Source organism: Acinetobacter sp. Z1 (assembly GCF_024296945.1).
Taxonomy (GTDB): Bacteria; Pseudomonadota; Gammaproteobacteria; order Pseudomonadales; family Moraxellaceae; genus Acinetobacter; species Acinetobacter beijerinckii.
Genome location: NZ_CP101115.1, coordinates 3,001,200 through 3,019,041, shown reverse-complemented (window position 1 = coordinate 3,019,041; position 17,842 = coordinate 3,001,200). Strand labels below are relative to the sequence as shown.

The window sequence follows — 17,842 nt, the reverse complement described above, 5'->3', positions numbered from 1 at the left end:
TGAACCTATTGCTTAGTCTTTGAAGTTATTAAATTGGAGTGGTAGACCAAATTGCTGTTCACGTAAAAAGTTCATTACTTGTTGCAGTGTATCGCGCTTTTTATCCGTGACACGGATTTTGTCTCCCTGAATAGAAGATTGCGCTTTGATGCCACTTTCTTTAATGGCTTTATTAATTTTTTTTGCGGTATCAGAGTCAAGTCCATCTTTGAGTTTAATCACTTGTACTACATTTTTACCAGAAGCCGTTGCTTTTTGTGGATCTAAAGCTTGAATATCAATTTTGCGTTTAAAGAAATGATTTTCAAGCATGCTATAGACTTGTTCACATTGGAAGTCGCTTTCAGTCGAGATCTTGATTTCTTTATTTTTTTCATTTAGCTCAATCGAAACATCTTGTCCGCGGAAGTCAAAACGAGTTGCAATCTCTTTTTCTGTATTTTGTACAGCATGATTGACTTCAAATAACTCTAATTCAGAAACAATATCAAAAGAAGGCATGGTTAGACCTTTACAAAGGGAAAGAATATCTGAGATGCTAAGGGGGTTTTCTTCATTTGCCAAGTGTTGTTTACATCAAAGGAGTGCACAATGATCCGTAAACAAGAAATTACAACATTTGAGTTCCCAAAGGATGCTGTTATTTGGGATGTCCGAGATACCAAAGCGTATGCAGAGGCTCATGTCAAAGGGGCAATCAATCGCCCTATTGCTGATATCAATGCGGATAGTTTGACTCAAGTTGCAGCGGATCAGCCGATTTATATTTTATGTGGTGGTGGAAGTAAAGCACCTCGAGCAGCAGAACTTTTAGACGGTATCGATGGTTCTCGTGAATATGTCGTATTAATGGGTGGTACACGTGCAGCGCGTGATGCTGGCTTGCCTTTAGAACAAGGTGCTTAAATGACCCAAAAATTTGCCAAAATACTCAGTATTTTGGCAAATTAAAAAATGAAATAATCATAACGATCAAAATAATGAATCAACCTGAATAATACGGTTTTTTGATTTTTACTTTCTTTTGAAAACGTTGCGGATTCAGTTTATCTAATAAACGCTGTGGAATTGGACAAAGTTCCCCTAAAACCAAAGCGGCCAAAATCTCACTGCACAGTGGTGCAAATAAAAATCCTTTAGAGCCTAAGCCTGCAAAGGTATAAATTCGCTCATGATTTTGCATTTTTCCAACTAAAGGAAAGTAATCCAAGCTTTGAGCGCGTACCGATGCTCTTCCTTGCCATGAGTCTACTGAGGGAAGCTGCTCTGCATATTCAGGAAAAACGCTGTGGATAAGATCGTAGTTATGCACATGATCTTGCTTTAGTACATCGGTATCTTCTCGATTTGGATAAAAAGAAGCGCCTAGGATTAAATGTGATGCATCAAGCTGCATACAATAACCACCATAGCTAAATGCTCGGTCTAAAGCTAACGGTTGCCTGCTATTTTCGAGCCAGCTGACTTGTCCACGAATTGGTTTTAATACAGGGTAGTTTTCAAATAGTTCGGCACTTTGCTTAGCACAACAGACAATTACATCATCTGCGGTTGAAATGAGTTGTTGTTCTTGCCAAAGCTCAGTTTGATTTCCATCATTATTTAAACGTGAAATTTTTGCTCTTTCGATTGTGATATTTGGATGCTGCAAAATCTCATCACGTAGTTGCTGCGGAGAAACAGCACCTGCTTGATGTAGCGTTAAACTTGGATAGCTCGTTTTAGGTGTCGTATCTTGCTGATCTTGAGCAGATAAAACGGCTGTAGGATATTGTTCAACTAAGTCGAGCAATTCCTCTGCATTCTTTAATGCCAGTTGCTGAACTTGAATGGAGCGAAAAGCCTTAAAGCTTGAATAAAAATTCAAGGCATGTTGCCAGCTCAAAGTCATCAAATGTTCGTGTGCCTGTTCAATTGAACACAGCTTGGGGTTGAGTAAGGCTAGAGGATTACCTGATGCGCCTGAGAGAGGCTCATTTTGCTCATAAACCGTTACTTGATGACCACGTTGAGCAAATGCCCATGCTGAGCTTAAACCCGCGATTCCAGCGCCAATAATCGCAATTTGACGTTGTACTGGTTTCAAGACAGATTGTGACCTTACATGATTTTGTTCTGCATCAGCTAGGTCATATGTTGTGGGTGAGGTATCTAACCAAATGGCTTTCAGCATTTCACGTTTATGCCCGAAACCACGAGGTCGACTGATTTGAATACCGTGTTGTTTTAATCCACGTTTCAATACACCCGCAACACTAAATGAAGCGAAAGTGGTTCCAAAATCAGATAATTTCACAATGTGATTCAAGACATTTTGTTGCCACATGTCAGGATTACAGGATGGCGCAAAACCATCGAGAAACCATGCATTAACGGCTTGTGTTTTAGGGATACTTGGAAAAATATCTTGTGCATCACCTAACCATAAATCAATACTGAATCTTTCGTCAGGAAAGCTAAGACGATGACAGCCTGCGATCGCTAGAGGATATTGTTCAAGTAATTGATCAGATAGAGGTTTTAGTTCAGACCAAACATTGAGTGCACGAATGAGATCTGTTCTGCTTAATGGGAATTTTTCAACGCTAACAACATGTAAATGACTATGATTATTAGGCCGAACCTGTTGCCAAAGTTGCCACAGGGTTAAAATATTTAAACCTGTACCAAATCCTGTCTCACCAACACAAAAGTATTGATAGTCATTGAGTTGTGACAGCCGCTCAGATAAATCATTTCCATTTAAAAAAACGTGACGAGTTTCGAGTAGACCGTTATCTTTGGAAAAGTAGACATCACCAAACTGCTTAGAAATGGGAATCTCGATACCATCGATAAATTCCCAGTCTAATTCGGCTGTTTGGATTTTTGAGGAGTAAGGCATAAATTAAAGCTTGTGTTTTACCACTGGCGACGACGTTTAGTGTGAATATAACTGGCAATAAGAAAACCAAGAATCACACCAACAGCAATTGTCATTGCGCCATATAAAAACATTTGCGCACTACGTTCACTTTGCAACACTTGAATTTGAACAGTTAAATTATCATTTTTTAACTGTAATTCTTGATTTTGAGACAATGCTTCAAGGTTGGCGCGTTCGAGTTGTTTTAAACGGCTCGCTTGATCTTGCACTAGCGCTTTTACCTTCGCATCTTGCTGTTGTTTCGCTTTGGCGATTTGTTCAGCGGTTAACGGCTTAACTGTTGTAGTCGCAGCAGCTGTCAATTTTTGTTGTGGTGTTGCTGCTTGAGACGTCGTTGTGATTGGCGTGGTCGGTTCAACTGCCCATACTGTAGTAGAACTAATTAAAGATAAAGCAAAGAGGCTTTTAACTACAATGTGCATGACTTATCCTTTTGGAAAAGCTTTGTTGAACGGTTTTACGTCAATATTTGAGTAAATCCCTTCTTTTAAAAATGGCTCTTCCTGAATCCAAGCATCGAGTGCTTCACGACTATCAAATTCTACAATGATTGTACTGCCGATAAAGCCTACTTGAGGATTGTTTGGATCAACTGGATGGGCACCCGCAGCAATTAAACGTCCTTCATCATCTAATTTCTGTAATCGTTCAATATGTTGTGGGCGAATCGCTAAACGTTTTTCCAAAGTACCTTCACGATCAGTACAAGTCAGCACAAAATAGGGCATAGCAGCAGCTCAATAAATCAGAATTCTAGTCAGTGGTTTTAAAATGCTTTCTTAAGAAGAACAGTATAGCAGCTAGGTAACTGATAGAAACGATAATATCTCCAAAAGCCGTGAATTCACCCCAATATTTTCCTTGCATAAAGACAAAGCCAAAGAAGAAATGTAAGCCTGCAAGTAAAAAGAATTGACCACACCATGCCCAGTTTAAACGCATCCAACCCTGAGGACTCAGTTCAAGTAAAGAGCCTAAAAGTTTTTTAATAATCGGCATACGCTCTTTATTAAATAATGGTGTTACCAAGAAACCTATTCCAATTCCCACATTGATAATCACTGCTTTCATTTTGATGTAAGTCACGTCGCTGAAAACGAGGGTGATTCCACCAAAAATAATCGACATGACAACGATGAACCATTGCATTTTTTCCAATTTAAATTTTTGGAAAAAGAATAGGCAACCATAAACAACGAGCGTTGAAATAAGCAAGGCACAAGTAGCAACAAGAATATGATTTTGATCAGTATTTCCTGCACTTCCTACAAGCTCTAATAAGGGGTGATGACTATCTTTGGGATCAGTGGTTTTATAGAAATAAAAGAAGATAATAATTGGAAGATAGTCGAGCAACGCTTTCATGTTACAGTACGATGATGAAATAGGTCAGATAGCATAATACAAACCATGTTCGGTGTCGATTTACATACACATACACTCATCTCAGACGGTACGTTCTCTCCTGAGCAACTGGTACAGGCTGCTGTTGACTTAAAAATACACATGCTTGCTGTGACTGATCATGACACAATGGATGGGCTGATTTGTGCAAATAAATATGCACAAGACCATGATATTAAAATCATTTCTGGGGTGGAAATCTCTAGTCAATGGTCAAGACCAAATACTAAAAAAAGTTATGGTGTACATATTATCGCTCTAAATATGCAAGATGAATCTCCTATAAGAGCGATGCTTGAAAATCAGAAAAAAATACGAGCAGAACGTGCAAAGTTGATCTGTCACTTATTAGAGAAATGTATCGATTTTGATATTTATCCAGATGTAATCGCCCAAGTGGATGGTCACGCAGATCGAGTAACTCGGACTCATATTGCTAAAACATTGGTTGAAAAAAATATTGTCAGTCGTCCTCAGCAAGCTTTTGATCGATTTCTAAAAGAGGGGAAAAAAGCATTTGTTAAGTTTGATGGGGTTGGATTAAAAGAAACCATCGATGTGATTCATGCCAGTCAAGGTTTCGCCGTTTTAGCACATCCGACACGTTATGATTTATCTGCGACGAATATCCGTTATTTGATTGAACTTTTTGCTGAATGTGGTGGCGATGCAGTTGAGCTGCCACCTAGTATAGAACCAGCCTCAACGCGGCAAATGGTGGATCGAATGATTGAGCAATTTGATTTGGCTGTTTCGATTGGTAGTGATTTTCATGGTGACAACATGCCATGGATTAAATTGGGTAATACCCCGCGAGTGAAAGAAGGGCAAAAAGGGATTTGGGAACGCTTTCGATAACTATAGTTGACGTTTGTAAATTTCATGAGTGCCAAATCACCCCATGTTTTTGCTGATCTTTAACCATTAAATATTGTCTTTTTGAAAACATGAGAAGCTTTGGAAAGAAAGTAGTTTCCATTAGTTTGAGTTGTTCTTCATTAAGGTAGATCCGAAAGCTTTGTTGTTTAATCCAAATGGATAGAACTTTCTCAGCTTGAGTGTTATCTAACTCAACTTTTCTGATGCTGTTATATCGGCACTTTTTATATTGACCATTTTCTTTTGGAAATTCTAAATGAGATTGAGTAAAGAAAATTTCTTGCTGATTTTGATCAAGTAAATAGGGTTTAAGATTAAAAATGAGAGGTGAGTTTTTCAATGATTCAATATAAAGAAAATGACCAACTAATGCACGCAAGTCGATCGGATATAAGTTGGGTGTAATCAACCACTCTTGTTGTTGGTCTTGTGGAATAAGTTCATTAGTTTGGAGCTTAATTTTATAGTGATAGTCTGTTAGGGGATTTTGAATAGTAATTATATCTTTCAAGGTCGCATTAAATCCAATAAACCTGCGATAACTTAAATCTGTACGGACTTGCTTGGGATAGATAAGATAATTTTCAATATATAGCCAACAAGGATAAGCAAATAAAAAAAATAAGAGAAATACTTGTTTTGGCAGAAATTCAAAACGTGTAGAGAATAAATAACAAAACCAACTCATTATACCTAGACAATATAGTACAGCTGAATTCAATTTCAGGTATTTAGTGAGCTTACTAAGCCCTGGTATTATCGGTAACCATGTAAATTTTGATAATTTTTTCATTTAAGTAGACGAATTATTCTATTTTTGCGCCAATATAAATGAAAAAATTATAATTTACAATAAATTATGATCCTGTGCTTGAATTGGTGGTGGTGTTGGTTTTCCTAATGTACTGAGTAATTCAATCTCAATTGACCGCACCATTGCATCTAAAGGGAGGTCATTGCTTTGTGTACCGAAAGGTTCTTCGATTTCAGAACTTAATGCATCTAATCCTAAAAAAGTATAAGCCAAAATACCCACCAAAAGAGGTGTCACTAAACCCAATAAAGAGCCTAAGCTAAAAGGCAGCATGAAACAGAAAAAGTACACTGTACGATTCAATAAAACAGAATAAGCAAAAGGAATGGGTGTATTGGCAATACGATCACAACCTGTTTGCATCTCACTTAAAGCAGCAACATGACGATTCATTTGTGTATAAATAATGTCGGAGATTTCACCATCTTTCATTGCCTGTAATAATTCCCATTGAATCAGGCTCAAAGTGTATTGTGGTGCATTATGTTGCTGGTAAAGTTGAGTCAATGCTTGTTGACTTAAACCACTTGTTTCCGTCAATTCTGTTGGATTTGCAGTTTGATGACGTAAGCGATCTCGTAAAACATTGGCAAATACTATTACATTTTGAATGACTCGTTCACGACGAGATTGTGATAAAACCCGACAATCACGATCAAAGTGACGAGATGTAGCAATCAAAACGCCCCAAAGCTTTCGAGCTTCCCACCAACGATCGTAACAAGCCGTATTTTTAAATCCCAAGAAAATAGACAGTACGACACCAATTAAAGTGAAACCAACTAAAGGGATTTCTGGAAAACGATAGAGTCCGACATATTCGACTCCACCGATAATCGCAGAGATCAGCATGACAAAGCCAAGTGAAGGTAAAATTTTGGGTAAAATCGTCCCGCGCCACGAAAATAAAACTTTAAAAATACTGGGCTGGTCACGAACAATCATGTTATTTGAATCTTTAATTTTATCTGTCGATGTTCAGGTTAGATTTGTGCTTTGTCAAGACTAGATTGCTTGGTTTTAATGGGGTTGAGTAGTTGTTGTTCAGAAAAGGAAAAATAGCCTTCAGGTGAAATAATAAAATGATCAATTAAACTGATTTCAACTAATTTACACGCTTGTTTCAGCTGTTGAGTGAGATAAATATCTTCATTTGAAGGTTGTGCAACGCCATAGGGATGATTGTGCGCAACCACAATTTGGCAAGCTTGATGTTGAAGGGCATATCTCAGTGTTTGATTTAATGAAACAGCACAGGAATGATGTGAACCGAAAAAGAGTTTTTTGAAATGTAATTTTCTGAGTTCAGCATCTAAACAGAGGACTGCAAATACTTCCTGTTTTTCACCTTGTAGTTCATAACGTAAATAATCAAGCACCAGAGAAGAATGATCGAGGCATAGTCGTTGTTGATGAAAATAATTATTCAAATAACGTCGACCTAACTCTTTGACTGCCATCAGTTGGGCATATTTAGTAGAAGCGATGCCATTAAATTGAGATAAGTCTTCTAATGAGGCATCAAAAATTGGATTTAGCCCACCAAAATGTTGAATGAGAATGCGTGATAGCTCAACAGCAGAATGTTGTTTGGAGCCTGAACGGAGAAAAATCGCTAATAGTTCTGCATCAGATAAACTTTGTGCACCTTGAGTTAATAAGCGTTCTCTAGGTCGTTCTTGTTCAGGCCATGCTTTGATGGATTGTTTTATTGGTTGATTCATTTTTATTCACATAATTTTTTTATGATGATGATTTTTCCAAGCTCACTGCTTGGGTATGACGATATTTAATGCTATTGTGAGCGCCACTGCAACAGTAAGGTATCCTGTTTGTGAGCTTTGATCTAAGTGTTATTCCAAATAAAAACATTATATTAGCGGTTACAGGCGGTATTGCTGCCTATAAAAGTGCCATTTTGGTACGCCGTTTAAAAGATTTTGGTTTCGATGTCCGTGTGGTGATGACCCATGGTGCACAAGCATTTATTACCCCCTTAACCTTTCAAGCCTTGTCTGGAAATCCAGTACATACTGAATTACTTGATCCTGAAGCAGAAGCAGGCATGGGGCATATTGAGTTGGCACGTTGGGCTGATCTGGTCTTAGTTGCGCCAGCAAGCTGTGACACACTAGCAAAATTTGCAAATGGGTTGGCAGATGATTTACTGAGTACTTTATATTTAGCAACCAAAGCACCTGTTTGGGTTGCACCTGCGATGAACCAACAGATGTGGGCGGCAAAAGCCACGCAACGTAATTTGCAAACATTGGTTGAAGATGGCGTGCATGTGATTATGCCTGATGCTGGTGAGCAGGCATGCGGTGATGTTGGTTTAGGGCGTATGCCTGAACCAGAAGAAATTGCGCGCCAAGTGGCTGCTTATTTTCACAAAGCGCAACGTGCGATAGCTGAGAAATTTGGTTTGTTGGCGGGCAAACGTGTCACGATTACAGCGGGTCCAACGCGTGAAGCAATTGATCCTGTCCGTTATATTTCAAATCATAGTACAGGAAAAATGGGTTTTGCTTTAGCAGCAGCATGTTATGCAGCAGGAGCCAAAGTGACATTAGTCGCAGGACCTGTGAGTTTAGATACACCAAATGGTGTAGATCGAATTAACGTAAAATCAGCCATGCAAATGCTAGATGTCAGTATGAATCAGCTTGAACAGGGCTGCGATATTTTTATTGCGACAGCTGCTGTTGCAGATTATCGCGTTGCCCAAGTTGCTGAGCATAAGATTAAAAAAGCAGGCGATGAGTTAGCCGTTTCCTTGGTAAAAAATCCTGACATCGTTGCGACAATTGCACAACAACAGCAACGCCCATTTATGGTGGGGTTTGCGGCTGAAACGCAAAATGTTGAAGAATATGCAGCAGGAAAACTCGTTGCTAAGAAACTCGATATGATTGCGTGTAATGATGTATCTCGTCCTGATATCGGTTTTGCTTCAGATGAGAATGCAATGATTGTATTTTTTGCTCAGTCTTACCACATGGAAAAACGCGAGTTAGAAAAAGCATCTAAACAAGAGATTTCTCAGCAATTGGTTGAGTCGATTGCCGATGCCTTGCGTCGTCGCTTATAAAAAGTGAGGAGTGTTTTTACACTCCTTTATTTTTTCTTTGATTCAGATAAAACCAGTATAAGCCTGCTAAAACTGCACTAATAATACAACTATAAAAAATAATCGAATAGGGGATGAGACCCTGTAGTGGATTTTTCAAGATCAATGGATAGAAAAAGTAGACATCATGATGCATAAAAGCATCTAAGAAAATATGACTATAACTCCCGATATAAGCACTGATAGCCGCAGTTTTCCATGAAATCATCCAATCACTAAATTTGAAAACCGTATGTAATACCCACTGACTTATTGGTTTACCTATAACAAAGGCAAAGCTTCCTATAAGCGTTGCTCCAATAAGATTGTGTGTGAATATATGTAGATAAGGCCAACCATAGATCAAACCCAACAACGGTTCGATATCCATTAAAACTTGTGTACTTGCAAAAATCATAAAACTAAAACGTTTCTGTCCTACAGCTTTATAACAAGCACCTATTCCTAAATGTAAGGGAGTTACTGGCATAGCTTTTTTTTCTTGTTTTGATTAACGTTAACAACATCATAAAGCAATAGTAAAAGACATGGCTAATCTTCCTAGATTTTTTGATATTTAAAGATATAGATAAATGCGTAAAATAAGCAGCATTTTTTAATCCTAAAATAAGATTAATGGCGCTTAATTCTTTATCAAAATGCAACCAAAGCTTTGCATTTTTTATGTATGCTGAATCAACTTAGCATGTATATAAATTAGAGCCATGCGGCGATTTATCTGCTAATGACTTACGAATCATAGCCACAGTTTTTATAGGATATTCTGATGATTAAAAAAACTTTAGCCACCGTTATTATGTTGTCTTCTTTTGCATTTACCAGTCATGTGATGGCTGCGGGCTTATCCGATGATATGAAAGTGCTTGGTAAAAACTACAAAGCATTTAACCAAGCGGATAACCCACAAGCTGCGACGACTGCTTTAAATAATATGCGTGCTGCGGCAACACATTCAAGACAATATAAATTAGCGCCAAATACGACTGAAAAAGTATCAACTTCAACGGCTTTATTTGATCAAATTATTGTTGAAATTGATAAAGCTAAATTGCTAGTACAAGCAGGTAAGCTTGATGAGGCAAAAAAACAAGGGAAGAAAATTGCTGAGTTACGTGATCAAGGTCATAAATACTACACACATTAATCATCAGTATTTATAAATTGTAGCTATGAAGCATTTTATAACTAGCTAAAGTCATCTCAAGTAAATCTAAGCGTTATAAAAGCTGTATCGAATAGATGCAGCTTTTTTCTGTGAGTAGAGTATTCAATCTAAAATAAAACTCAGCATGATTCGGATTTTCACATCAATCTGAAGTTGTTACAGTGAGTTTATAAATGATTAGAGGTGATGATATGTCCTCTCAGCAAAACTATGAGCGCATTGCACAGGCAATTGACTATATTCAGCAAAATTTTAAACAACAGCCACAGTTAGAAGAAATAGCCGCTTCTGTCCATTTAAGCCCAGCGCATTTCCAACGTTTGTTTACTGAATGGGCTGGAACGAGTCCTAAAAAGTTTTTGCAGTTTATGAGTATTGAATATGCAAAAAAGATTTTGAAACAGGATTCGAGTAGTATTTTTGATGCAACATTTGCAACAGGGCTTTCAAGTACCAGTCGCTTGCATGATCTCTTTATTCAAATTGAAGGAATGACACCAGCAGAATATAAAAATGGTGGTGAAACACTGATCATTTCTTATCAGTTTTCTGAGACGCTATTTGGTGAAGTGTTGATTGCCTCTACTGGTAAGGGAATTTGTGCACTGACATTTATAGAAAATCGAATCGATGCTTTGGCACACTTAAAATCACAGTTTCCGAAAGCTACTTTTAATGAGCAGAGCGACTTATTTCAAGAAAGAGCTTTAAGTTTATTTCAACAAGGTGAAACTCCTTTAAATGAAATCAAATTGCATTTAAAAGGCACTGAGTTTCAATTAAAAGTTTGGCAAAGTCTGCTTAAAATTCCAATGGGGCATCTTTCAACCTATGGACAATTAGCAAAAGCGATTGATCATCCTAAAGCTGCCCGTGCTGTCGGAACAGCAATAGGCAGTAATCCAATTGCCTTTTTAATTCCATGTCATCGTGTGATTCAATCAACGGGAGCATTAGGGGGCTATGAGTGGGGTATCACTCGTAAAACCGCGCTCATTGGTTGGGAGGGGGTGCAAACTTATGTCTCAAGTTGAATGCCCACTAATGGAGTATATGACGGACCGTATTCAAAATGCGGATTGGAATCAAATCAGTGAGCAATTACATCAACATGGCTACGCCATGATTGAACAAGTTCTCTCAGAGCGACAATGTGGAGAGCTGAAAGCTGCTTATTGCCAAGCAGATTTATATCGCAAAACCGTAAATATGCAGCGTTATCGATTTGGTTTAGGCGAATATAAATATTTTAATTACCCCTTACCAAGCTTGATAGAACAGATACGTCATGAGGTTTATCCAAGACTAGTGCCAGTGGCAAACGCTTGGTTCAAGGTTTTAGGATTAGGCAATTCATTTCCAAATACACATATTGAATTTTTGAATCTGTGCCAGCAACATCAACAAACCAAAGCAACACCGTTAATTTTGAAATATCAGAAAAATGGTTTTAATACTTTGCACCAAGATATTTATGGTGAAATTTACTTTCCTCTGCAATTGGTGATTGTTTTGGATCAGCCAGATATTGATTTTAAAGGTGGTGAATTTGTGATGACGCAGCAAAATCCACGGGCACAGTCTAAGGTAATGGTGTTACAACCCAATCAAGGTGATCTATTGATTTTTACTACTCAATTTAAACCTGAAAGGGGAAGTAGAGGCTATCATCGAGTGAATATGAAACATGGTGTCAGCCCTATTTTGCAAGGTGAACGGCATAGCTTAGGGATTATTTTCCATGATGCGGTGAGTTAATTTGATGTGGCAACATATTGATCTCACACAATTCGATTTAAAGGCAAAGTTAAAAAATGGAGATATTATTTTTGCTGGAAATCGTAAGCTTAAAATTTACGGTTCGTTGACTTGCAACGCGGGTAAGCGCATGCTGAAAATAAATCGTGTATTTTTTACAAATGAGCACGAAGCCATAAGCCAAGGATATCGACCTTGTGGGCACTGTATGAAAACTGCTTATAAGAAATGGAAAGATGCAATTATTTGATATTGATGCTGACCCAAAGCAAAATCAGTTACCTTATGATGGTACGGTAAATTATTACGGAAAAATCATTTCACATTTGGAGGCTGATCATTATTTTGAGATGCTATTCCACAGTATCGAATGGGAAAACGATCAGGCGATTATTTTTGGTCGAAATATTATCACTAAGCGCAAAGTGGCTTGGTATGGAGATCAACGCTTTGAATATACTTATTCCAATATCAATAAATATGCGTTGCCGTGGACAGATGAATTGATTGAATTAAAAGCAATCGTTGAAAGATTATCAGGTGAAACATTTAATTCTTGTCTGCTCAATCTTTATCATACTGGTGAGGAGGGAATGGCTTGGCATAGTGATGGTGAAACAGATCTGAAAAAGCATGGAGCAATCGCTTCACTCAGCTTTGGCGCAGAGCGTAGATTTGCTTTTAAACATAAACAAACCAAAGAAAAAGTTGAGTTGTATCTAGAGCATGGCAGTTTATTAATGATGAAAGATACGACGCAAAGCTATTGGTTGCATCGCTTACCACCAACCAAGAAGATAAATACAGCACGAATTAATTTAACCTTTCGAACCATTGTCACTTAAATCAATAGGCAATAAAAAAGGACTGTAACCAGTCCTTTTCACAGCAATCTTAAATCGATTATGCTTGACCTTGCGCATCAGCATCTGATTGTAAGCGTTGCATATTTGCTTCAAATTCAGCATCAAAGTTGATCGGTGTAAGTAACAATTGTGGGAAACTACCTTTAGTTACTAAATCATTTACCGCTTCGCGTAAGAATGGGAACAAGATATTTGGGCAATAAGCGCCTAAGATGTAAGGAAGACGATCTTCTTCTACGCCGTCAACCAAGAAGATACCTGATTGAGTTACATCAACGATGAACGCAGTTTCATTTTCGTTGTTCGCTTGAACCACAACTTTTAAAGACACTTCATAATGAGTTGGATCAATTTTCTCAGCAGCAGAAGATAAATTGATGTTCAGCTCTGGCTGCCATTGTTTAGTAAATACTTGCGCACCCGGAACTTCAAAAGAAATATCTTTAGTATAAATACGTTCTAATGCGAGTTGTGGTTGAACTTGTTCTTCGCTCATTGTTTTTCCTTAAATCTTGGAGTGTTGTTAAGCTAATAATTGATCGAGTTTGCCTTCACGCTCTAAAGCATAAAGTTGGTCAAAACCACCAATAAATTGGTCTTTGATAAAAATTTGAGGCACTGTACGATGATTAGTACGTTGCATTAATGCAATACGAACTTCTGGCGCTTCATTGGAAAGATTAATTTCTTTGAAAGCAACGCCTTTACGTTCAAGTAATTGTTTTGCACGTACGCAATATGGGCAAGAAAGCGTTGAATAGATTGTGACGTTTTCAGTTGTCATTTTCATCTCTCCTTAAGCTTTGGTTTTACTTTTAACTAGAGGTAAGCCTTGAGCTTTCCAGTTACTGATACCGCCATCTAAACGATAACTATCAGCATGACCAATTTTTTGTAATGCTGAACCAGCAACTTGTCCTAAGTTACAAATAAATACCAATGGACGATCACTTGCTTTTAATTCATCTACATGACTTGTGATTTGGCTATATGGAATGTTGCGACTACCGCTGATGTGTCCATCACGGAAATCTTTTGCATCACGTAAATCGATCAAGATGGCATTTTTTGCCTTGACCAAAATACCTAGAGATTGTGGTGAAATTTTACGACCGTTGCGTTGTCCTTCTAAAACAAAGAACAACACGATTAACACGCCGAGCGCACCAAATAAGAAGGGGTGATTCCCCATAAACTCTAACCAGCGTTCCACAAGTCACCTAAAGTTAAAATCAAAATTGATCCTGAGTATAACTTATCTCAATGGTGATCAAAAATGTTAGTTCAAGGGCAATAGACCAAGAAAATTAACTTTTTTGCTGCGCTTCCTGAATTTCATCAAGTAAGCGCAGATAACTATCTAAACGTCGCGCTAAAATTTCACCAGCATCAACCGCTTGTTTCAACGCACAATTTTTCTCATGCGTGTGGGTGCAATTACGGAACTGACACAGCCCTAAATGTGCTTCGATGTCTGGAAAACCGGTACGTACCTTCTCTAAACTCAGATGCCACAGTCCAAATTCACGAATTCCAGGGGAGTCGATTAACGCACCGTTTGTTCCAAATTTAATCAAACGAGTAGACGTGGTGGTGTGCTGACCCAGTGCAGAATTCTCTGAAATGATATTGGTTTTCTGTGCTGCATCAGGAACAATGGTATTGATCAATGAGCTTTTACCAACACCTGATTGCCCAACGAAGGCAACAGTTTCATTGTCCAAACGATCTGAAAGCGCCGATAAGTCGCCTTGTGAATGACAAATGAGCGTTTCATAACCGAGCGACTCATATTCACTCAGTAAGGTTAAAATTGGATCATTTTCAGTGAGTAAGTCCGATTTGTTCAGAACCAACAAAGCGGGAATGTTGGCATCGGCACAGGCCACTAGATAACGGTCAATCAATGTTGGAGCGGGTTCAGGTAATGGCGCAAAAACAATCACGATCAAACTAATGTTTGCCGCCACAGGTTTTACCTTGTGATAGCGGTCTGGACGAGTCAATAGTGACTGTCTAGGATAGATCGCGGTAATAATACCTAAGCCTGTATTCGGATCTGCTTGCCATTTGACCCGATCACCCGTCACCAATAATTCTAAGTTAGTCCGCGTATGGCAACGCCAAATACTATCGATCTCAATTGGTTTCCAGAATGGTTCAGGTTCACCTTCGGCCACTTGGGGTTTTTCAGGATGTTGATCAGGTACAGACAAGGCTTGTACTTCGAGTTGACGACCATAATGCTGAACAACCAGTCCATCTAAATCTTGTGATGTGTCAATGTCGTCTTGACGAGATTTGTGCTGTTTCTCAATACGACGCTGCTGTTGCTCAGTTAAACGACGCTTACGAATTAAAGCCATTCATGTCCCAAAAAATCCACAGGTTGAAGATCGCAAAAATAGCATGAAGCCGCTATAGAATTACAGCCAAGATGTAATAAATTTGCTACTATTGATGTTTTTAAGCACTTTAGAATTGCCATCTATGAGCAGTACCCCAGATACACGATTAATTTGGATCGACCTTGAAATGACAGGTCTGGATACCGATAACGACAAGATTATTGAAATCGCAACAATTATTACAGACGATAATCTTAATATACTAGCTGAAGGTCCTGTGCTGGCAGTACATCAATCTGATGTTATTTTAAATGCAATGGATGAGTGGAATACTAAGCAACATGGTCAATCAGGTCTGATTGAACGTGTACGTCGTAGTAAATTAACGGCTCAAGATGCTGAACAGCAAACAATCGAATTCTTAAAAAAATGGGTGAATCCAAAATCTTCACCAATGTGCGGTAACTCGATTTGCCAAGATCGCCGTTTCTTGCATCGCTTAATGCCTGAGTTGGAGCAATTCTTCCATTACCGTAATTTGGATGTTTCTTCAGTCAAAGAGTTGGCTAAACGTTGGAGACCTGAAATTATGAGTGGTTTAAAGAAAAATGCTTCACATTTGGCAATGGATGACATTCGTGATTCGATTGCTGAATTGAAATATTATCGTCAATACTTTTTTATCATGAATGATTAAACGTCATATCTGATAGATATCAAAGGAGCTAAAACAAGCTCCTTTTTTAATGAATGTAAAAAAATATTGGGCTTGATTAAAAAATAACTTAAACTCAGCTTTTGATTGTTAACTATAAAAAGAGAGCATATATGCAAAGTAATAATCCAATTTTAACTCGAGTGGAAACCTATAGTGATTTAGCTGAACCCATGACGATTCAGGGTGCAATTCAAAAGTCAGTTTTATTGACTGTCATTGCTGCGGTATTGGGTATAGCACTTTTTCTTTATTGTGCGATCACTGCAAATATTTCAATTGCTTATGCTGCAACAATTGTGGGTGCAGTTGGCGGCTTGATCCTTGCATTAATCACCACGTTTAAATCAAATACTGCACCTGCTTTAGCGATTCCTTATGCTTTATTTGAGGGTGCATTTCTAGGTGGAGTTTCTTTTATCTTCCAACTGAAATTTCCTGGCGTACCGTTACAAGCGTTACTTGCTACCTTTGTTACGACGTTGGTTTTATTTGCACTGTACAAATTTCAGGTGATTCGTGCCACTGAGAAGTTTAAAGCTGTTGTTATTTCGGCATCGATTGCGATTGCTTTAGTTTTTGTCGTGCAAATTGTTTTAAGTTTGGCTTTCAGTTCAAGTATTCCTTATATTTTTGAAAGCAATTGGTTGGGGATTGCATTTGCTGCATTTGTGGCTGTGATTGCATCACTGAATCTGATTTTAGATTTTGATTTAATTGAGAATGCAACAGCACAAGGTGCGCCAAAAGCATTTGAATGGGTGTGTGCGATTGCGTTACTTGCAACACTGGTTTGGATGTACTATTCGTTCTTACGTTTATTGAGCTTAATTCAAGGCGATGATTAAATTCGAGTAAGTTGAACTTTAAATCGCCTGTCATCAGGCGATTTTTTATGCAAGATTGTAAAAAAGGTGGATTTTGCAATTCCGCAACAGACGGAATATTGGCATGATGTGGTGAAAATTTTTCGAGTGAGAATAAGATGTCACAAGGACTTTTAGCTGGTAAGCGTTTTTTAATTGCCGGTATAGCAAGTAAATTATCAATTGCTTTTGGTATCGCATCGGCTTTACACCGTGAAGGTGCAGAATTAGCGTTTACTTATCCAAATGAAAAGCTGAAAAAGCGTGTTGATGATTTTGCAGCACAGTTTGGTTCAACTTTGGTTTTTCCTTGTGATGTTGCGATTGACCAAGAAATTGATAATACCTTTATTGAGTTGGCAAAACATTGGGATGGCTTAGACGGTGTTGTGCATTCTATTGGTTTTGCACCAGCACATACGCTTGATGGTGATTTTACAGACGTGACGGATCGTGACGGTTTTAAAATTGCACATGACATTAGCGCTTATAGCTTTATTGCGATGGCGCGTGCTGCTAAACCATTGTTACAAGTACGCCAAGGTTGTTTATTGACTTTGACTTATCAAGGTTCTGAGCGTGTGATGCCAAACTATAACGTGATGGGCATGGCAAAAGCATCTTTGGAAGCGGGTGTGCGTTATTTAGCATTAAGTTTGGGTAAAGAGGGGATTCGTGTGAATGCGATCTCTGCGGGTCCAATCCGCACTTTGGCTGCTTCAGGGATTAAATCATTCCGTAAAATGTTAGATGCCAATGAAAAAATCGCTCCATTACAACGTAATGTGACGATTGAAGAAGTGGGGAATGCGGCATTGTTCCTTTGCTCACCATGGGCTTCAGGTATCACAGGTGAAATCATGTATGTCGATGGTGGTTTCAATACTGTAGGTATGAGCCAGTCAATGATGGATGATGAATAATTAGATTAATCTAAATTATTTAATAAAGCCGCTTTGATAGCGGCTTTA

At 38.3% G+C, this 17,842-nt stretch carries 24 protein-coding genes; 11 read left to right on the top strand and 13 right to left on the bottom strand.

The window, feature by feature from the left end; all coding sequences use genetic code 11:
• Positions 1 to 12: 12 nt before the first annotated feature.
• Positions 13 to 501, bottom strand: coding sequence for a YajQ family cyclic di-GMP-binding protein (locus NGC85_RS14240; protein ID WP_005051404.1), 489 nt, complete (start codon positions 499 to 501; stop codon positions 13 to 15).
• A gap of 90 nt (positions 502 to 591) precedes the next feature.
• On the opposite strand from NGC85_RS14240, the gene NGC85_RS14235 reads away from it, so the two are divergent.
• Complete coding sequence (locus NGC85_RS14235; RefSeq protein ID WP_005051405.1) at positions 592 to 906, top strand: rhodanese-like domain-containing protein; 315 nt, start codon at positions 592 to 594, stop codon at positions 904 to 906.
• 79 nt (positions 907 to 985) lie between these two features.
• Here the strand turns inward: NGC85_RS14235 and mnmC are convergent, their stop codons facing one another.
• Genes mnmC through NGC85_RS14215 form a run of 4 tightly spaced genes read right to left on the bottom strand, consistent with a single transcriptional unit; the run spans position 986 to position 4,291 of the window.
• Positions 986 to 2,884, bottom strand: a complete 1,899-nt coding sequence (gene mnmC, locus NGC85_RS14230) for an FAD-dependent 5-carboxymethylaminomethyl-2-thiouridine(34) oxidoreductase MnmC (protein WP_254732035.1) — start codon at positions 2,882 to 2,884, stop codon at positions 986 to 988.
• A 17-nt stretch (positions 2,885 to 2,901) separates the two neighbouring features.
• The gene (locus tag NGC85_RS14225; RefSeq protein WP_254732033.1) at positions 2,902 to 3,348 is read right to left on the bottom strand and encodes a hypothetical protein; all 447 of its coding nucleotides are present in this window, start codon (positions 3,346 to 3,348) and stop codon (positions 2,902 to 2,904) included.
• Between the two features lie 3 nt (positions 3,349 to 3,351).
• Entirely contained in the window at positions 3,352 to 3,654 is a 303-nt protein-coding gene (locus NGC85_RS14220; protein ID WP_254732031.1) for a YciI family protein, read from the bottom strand.
• A 25-nt stretch (positions 3,655 to 3,679) separates the two neighbouring features.
• A complete protein-coding gene (locus NGC85_RS14215) occupies positions 3,680 to 4,291 on the bottom strand; it encodes a septation protein IspZ (RefSeq protein ID WP_005059577.1) in 612 nt (203 codons plus the stop codon).
• 45 nt (positions 4,292 to 4,336) lie between these two features.
• Here NGC85_RS14215 and NGC85_RS14210 point away from each other — a divergent pair, with 45 nt between their 5' ends.
• Positions 4,337 to 5,188, top strand: coding sequence for a PHP domain-containing protein (locus tag NGC85_RS14210; protein WP_254732029.1), 852 nt, complete (start codon positions 4,337 to 4,339; stop codon positions 5,186 to 5,188).
• 22 nt (positions 5,189 to 5,210) lie between these two features.
• Here the strand turns inward: NGC85_RS14210 and NGC85_RS14205 are convergent, their stop codons facing one another.
• From NGC85_RS14205 to radC, 3 genes are read right to left on the bottom strand one after another with little or no spacing between them, the layout of a single operon-like run.
• Positions 5,211 to 6,002 (bottom strand): hypothetical protein, encoded by a 792-nt coding sequence (locus NGC85_RS14205; RefSeq protein ID WP_254732027.1) that lies wholly within the window; start codon positions 6,000 to 6,002, stop codon positions 5,211 to 5,213.
• A gap of 54 nt (positions 6,003 to 6,056) precedes the next feature.
• Positions 6,057 to 6,968: a bestrophin family protein gene (locus NGC85_RS14200; RefSeq protein WP_005059571.1), complete on the bottom strand. Its 912-nt coding sequence runs from the start codon at positions 6,966 to 6,968 to the stop codon at positions 6,057 to 6,059.
• 38 nt (positions 6,969 to 7,006) lie between these two features.
• Positions 7,007 to 7,747 (bottom strand): DNA repair protein RadC, encoded by a 741-nt coding sequence (gene radC, locus NGC85_RS14195; RefSeq protein ID WP_005059570.1) that lies wholly within the window; start codon positions 7,745 to 7,747, stop codon positions 7,007 to 7,009.
• A gap of 110 nt (positions 7,748 to 7,857) precedes the next feature.
• Here radC and coaBC point away from each other — a divergent pair, with 110 nt between their 5' ends.
• Positions 7,858 to 9,114, top strand: coding sequence for a bifunctional phosphopantothenoylcysteine decarboxylase/phosphopantothenate--cysteine ligase CoaBC (gene coaBC / locus NGC85_RS14190; protein ID WP_169109099.1), 1,257 nt, complete (start codon positions 7,858 to 7,860; stop codon positions 9,112 to 9,114).
• A 16-nt stretch (positions 9,115 to 9,130) separates the two neighbouring features.
• Here the strand turns inward: coaBC and NGC85_RS14185 are convergent, their stop codons facing one another.
• The gene (locus NGC85_RS14185) at positions 9,131 to 9,622 is read right to left on the bottom strand and encodes a hydrolase (RefSeq protein WP_254732025.1); all 492 of its coding nucleotides are present in this window, start codon (positions 9,620 to 9,622) and stop codon (positions 9,131 to 9,133) included.
• A gap of 297 nt (positions 9,623 to 9,919) precedes the next feature.
• Between NGC85_RS14185 and NGC85_RS14180 the strand changes: the two genes are divergently transcribed.
• The 5 genes from NGC85_RS14180 to NGC85_RS14160 all read left to right on the top strand — a co-directional run bounded on the left by NGC85_RS14180 (position 9,920) and on the right by NGC85_RS14160 (position 12,921).
• A complete protein-coding gene (locus tag NGC85_RS14180; RefSeq protein WP_254732023.1) occupies positions 9,920 to 10,297 on the top strand; it encodes a cytochrome b562 in 378 nt (125 codons plus the stop codon).
• Positions 10,298 to 10,509: 212 nt separating this feature from the next.
• Positions 10,510 to 11,352, top strand: a complete 843-nt coding sequence (locus tag NGC85_RS14175; protein ID WP_254732021.1) for a methylated-DNA--[protein]-cysteine S-methyltransferase — start codon at positions 10,510 to 10,512, stop codon at positions 11,350 to 11,352.
• A complete protein-coding gene (locus NGC85_RS14170; protein WP_254732019.1) occupies positions 11,339 to 12,076 on the top strand; it encodes a 2OG-Fe(II) oxygenase in 738 nt (245 codons plus the stop codon). Before NGC85_RS14175 ends, NGC85_RS14170 begins: the two co-directional genes overlap by 14 nt.
• A 4-nt stretch (positions 12,077 to 12,080) precedes the next feature.
• On the top strand, positions 12,081 to 12,326 hold the full coding sequence (locus NGC85_RS14165; protein WP_169109103.1) for an Ada metal-binding domain-containing protein: 246 nt from the start codon (positions 12,081 to 12,083) through the stop codon (positions 12,324 to 12,326).
• Entirely contained in the window at positions 12,313 to 12,921 is a 609-nt protein-coding gene (locus tag NGC85_RS14160) for an alpha-ketoglutarate-dependent dioxygenase AlkB (protein ID WP_254732017.1), read from the top strand. The genes NGC85_RS14165 and NGC85_RS14160 overlap by 14 nt, the downstream gene beginning before the upstream one ends.
• Positions 12,922 to 12,979: 58 nt before the next feature.
• Here NGC85_RS14160 and secB read toward each other — a convergent pair whose 3' ends face one another.
• From secB to rsgA, 4 genes are all read right to left on the bottom strand, one after another.
• Positions 12,980 to 13,438: a protein-export chaperone SecB gene (secB, locus tag NGC85_RS14155; RefSeq protein ID WP_005051442.1), complete on the bottom strand. Its 459-nt coding sequence runs from the start codon at positions 13,436 to 13,438 to the stop codon at positions 12,980 to 12,982.
• 27 nt (positions 13,439 to 13,465) lie between these two features.
• Positions 13,466 to 13,726: a glutaredoxin 3 gene (gene grxC, locus NGC85_RS14150; RefSeq protein ID WP_005051444.1), complete on the bottom strand. Its 261-nt coding sequence runs from the start codon at positions 13,724 to 13,726 to the stop codon at positions 13,466 to 13,468.
• Between the two features lie 12 nt (positions 13,727 to 13,738).
• Positions 13,739 to 14,155, bottom strand: a complete 417-nt coding sequence (locus NGC85_RS14145; RefSeq protein WP_005051446.1) for a rhodanese-like domain-containing protein — start codon at positions 14,153 to 14,155, stop codon at positions 13,739 to 13,741.
• 94 nt (positions 14,156 to 14,249) lie between these two features.
• On the bottom strand, positions 14,250 to 15,308 hold the full coding sequence (gene rsgA, locus NGC85_RS14140) for a ribosome small subunit-dependent GTPase A (protein WP_254732015.1): 1,059 nt from the start codon (positions 15,306 to 15,308) through the stop codon (positions 14,250 to 14,252).
• Between the two features lie 124 nt (positions 15,309 to 15,432).
• Between rsgA and orn the strand changes: the two genes are divergently transcribed.
• The 3 genes from orn (at position 15,433) to NGC85_RS14125 (ending at position 17,794) form a co-directional block, all read left to right on the top strand.
• Complete coding sequence (orn, locus tag NGC85_RS14135) at positions 15,433 to 15,987, top strand: oligoribonuclease (protein ID WP_169109105.1); 555 nt, start codon at positions 15,433 to 15,435, stop codon at positions 15,985 to 15,987.
• A gap of 131 nt (positions 15,988 to 16,118) precedes the next feature.
• Positions 16,119 to 16,853 (top strand): Bax inhibitor-1/YccA family protein, encoded by a 735-nt coding sequence (locus NGC85_RS14130; protein ID WP_254732013.1) that lies wholly within the window; start codon positions 16,119 to 16,121, stop codon positions 16,851 to 16,853.
• 137 nt (positions 16,854 to 16,990) lie between these two features.
• A complete protein-coding gene (locus NGC85_RS14125; protein ID WP_254732011.1) occupies positions 16,991 to 17,794 on the top strand; it encodes an enoyl-ACP reductase in 804 nt (267 codons plus the stop codon).
• Positions 17,795 to 17,842: the final 48 nt, after the last annotated feature.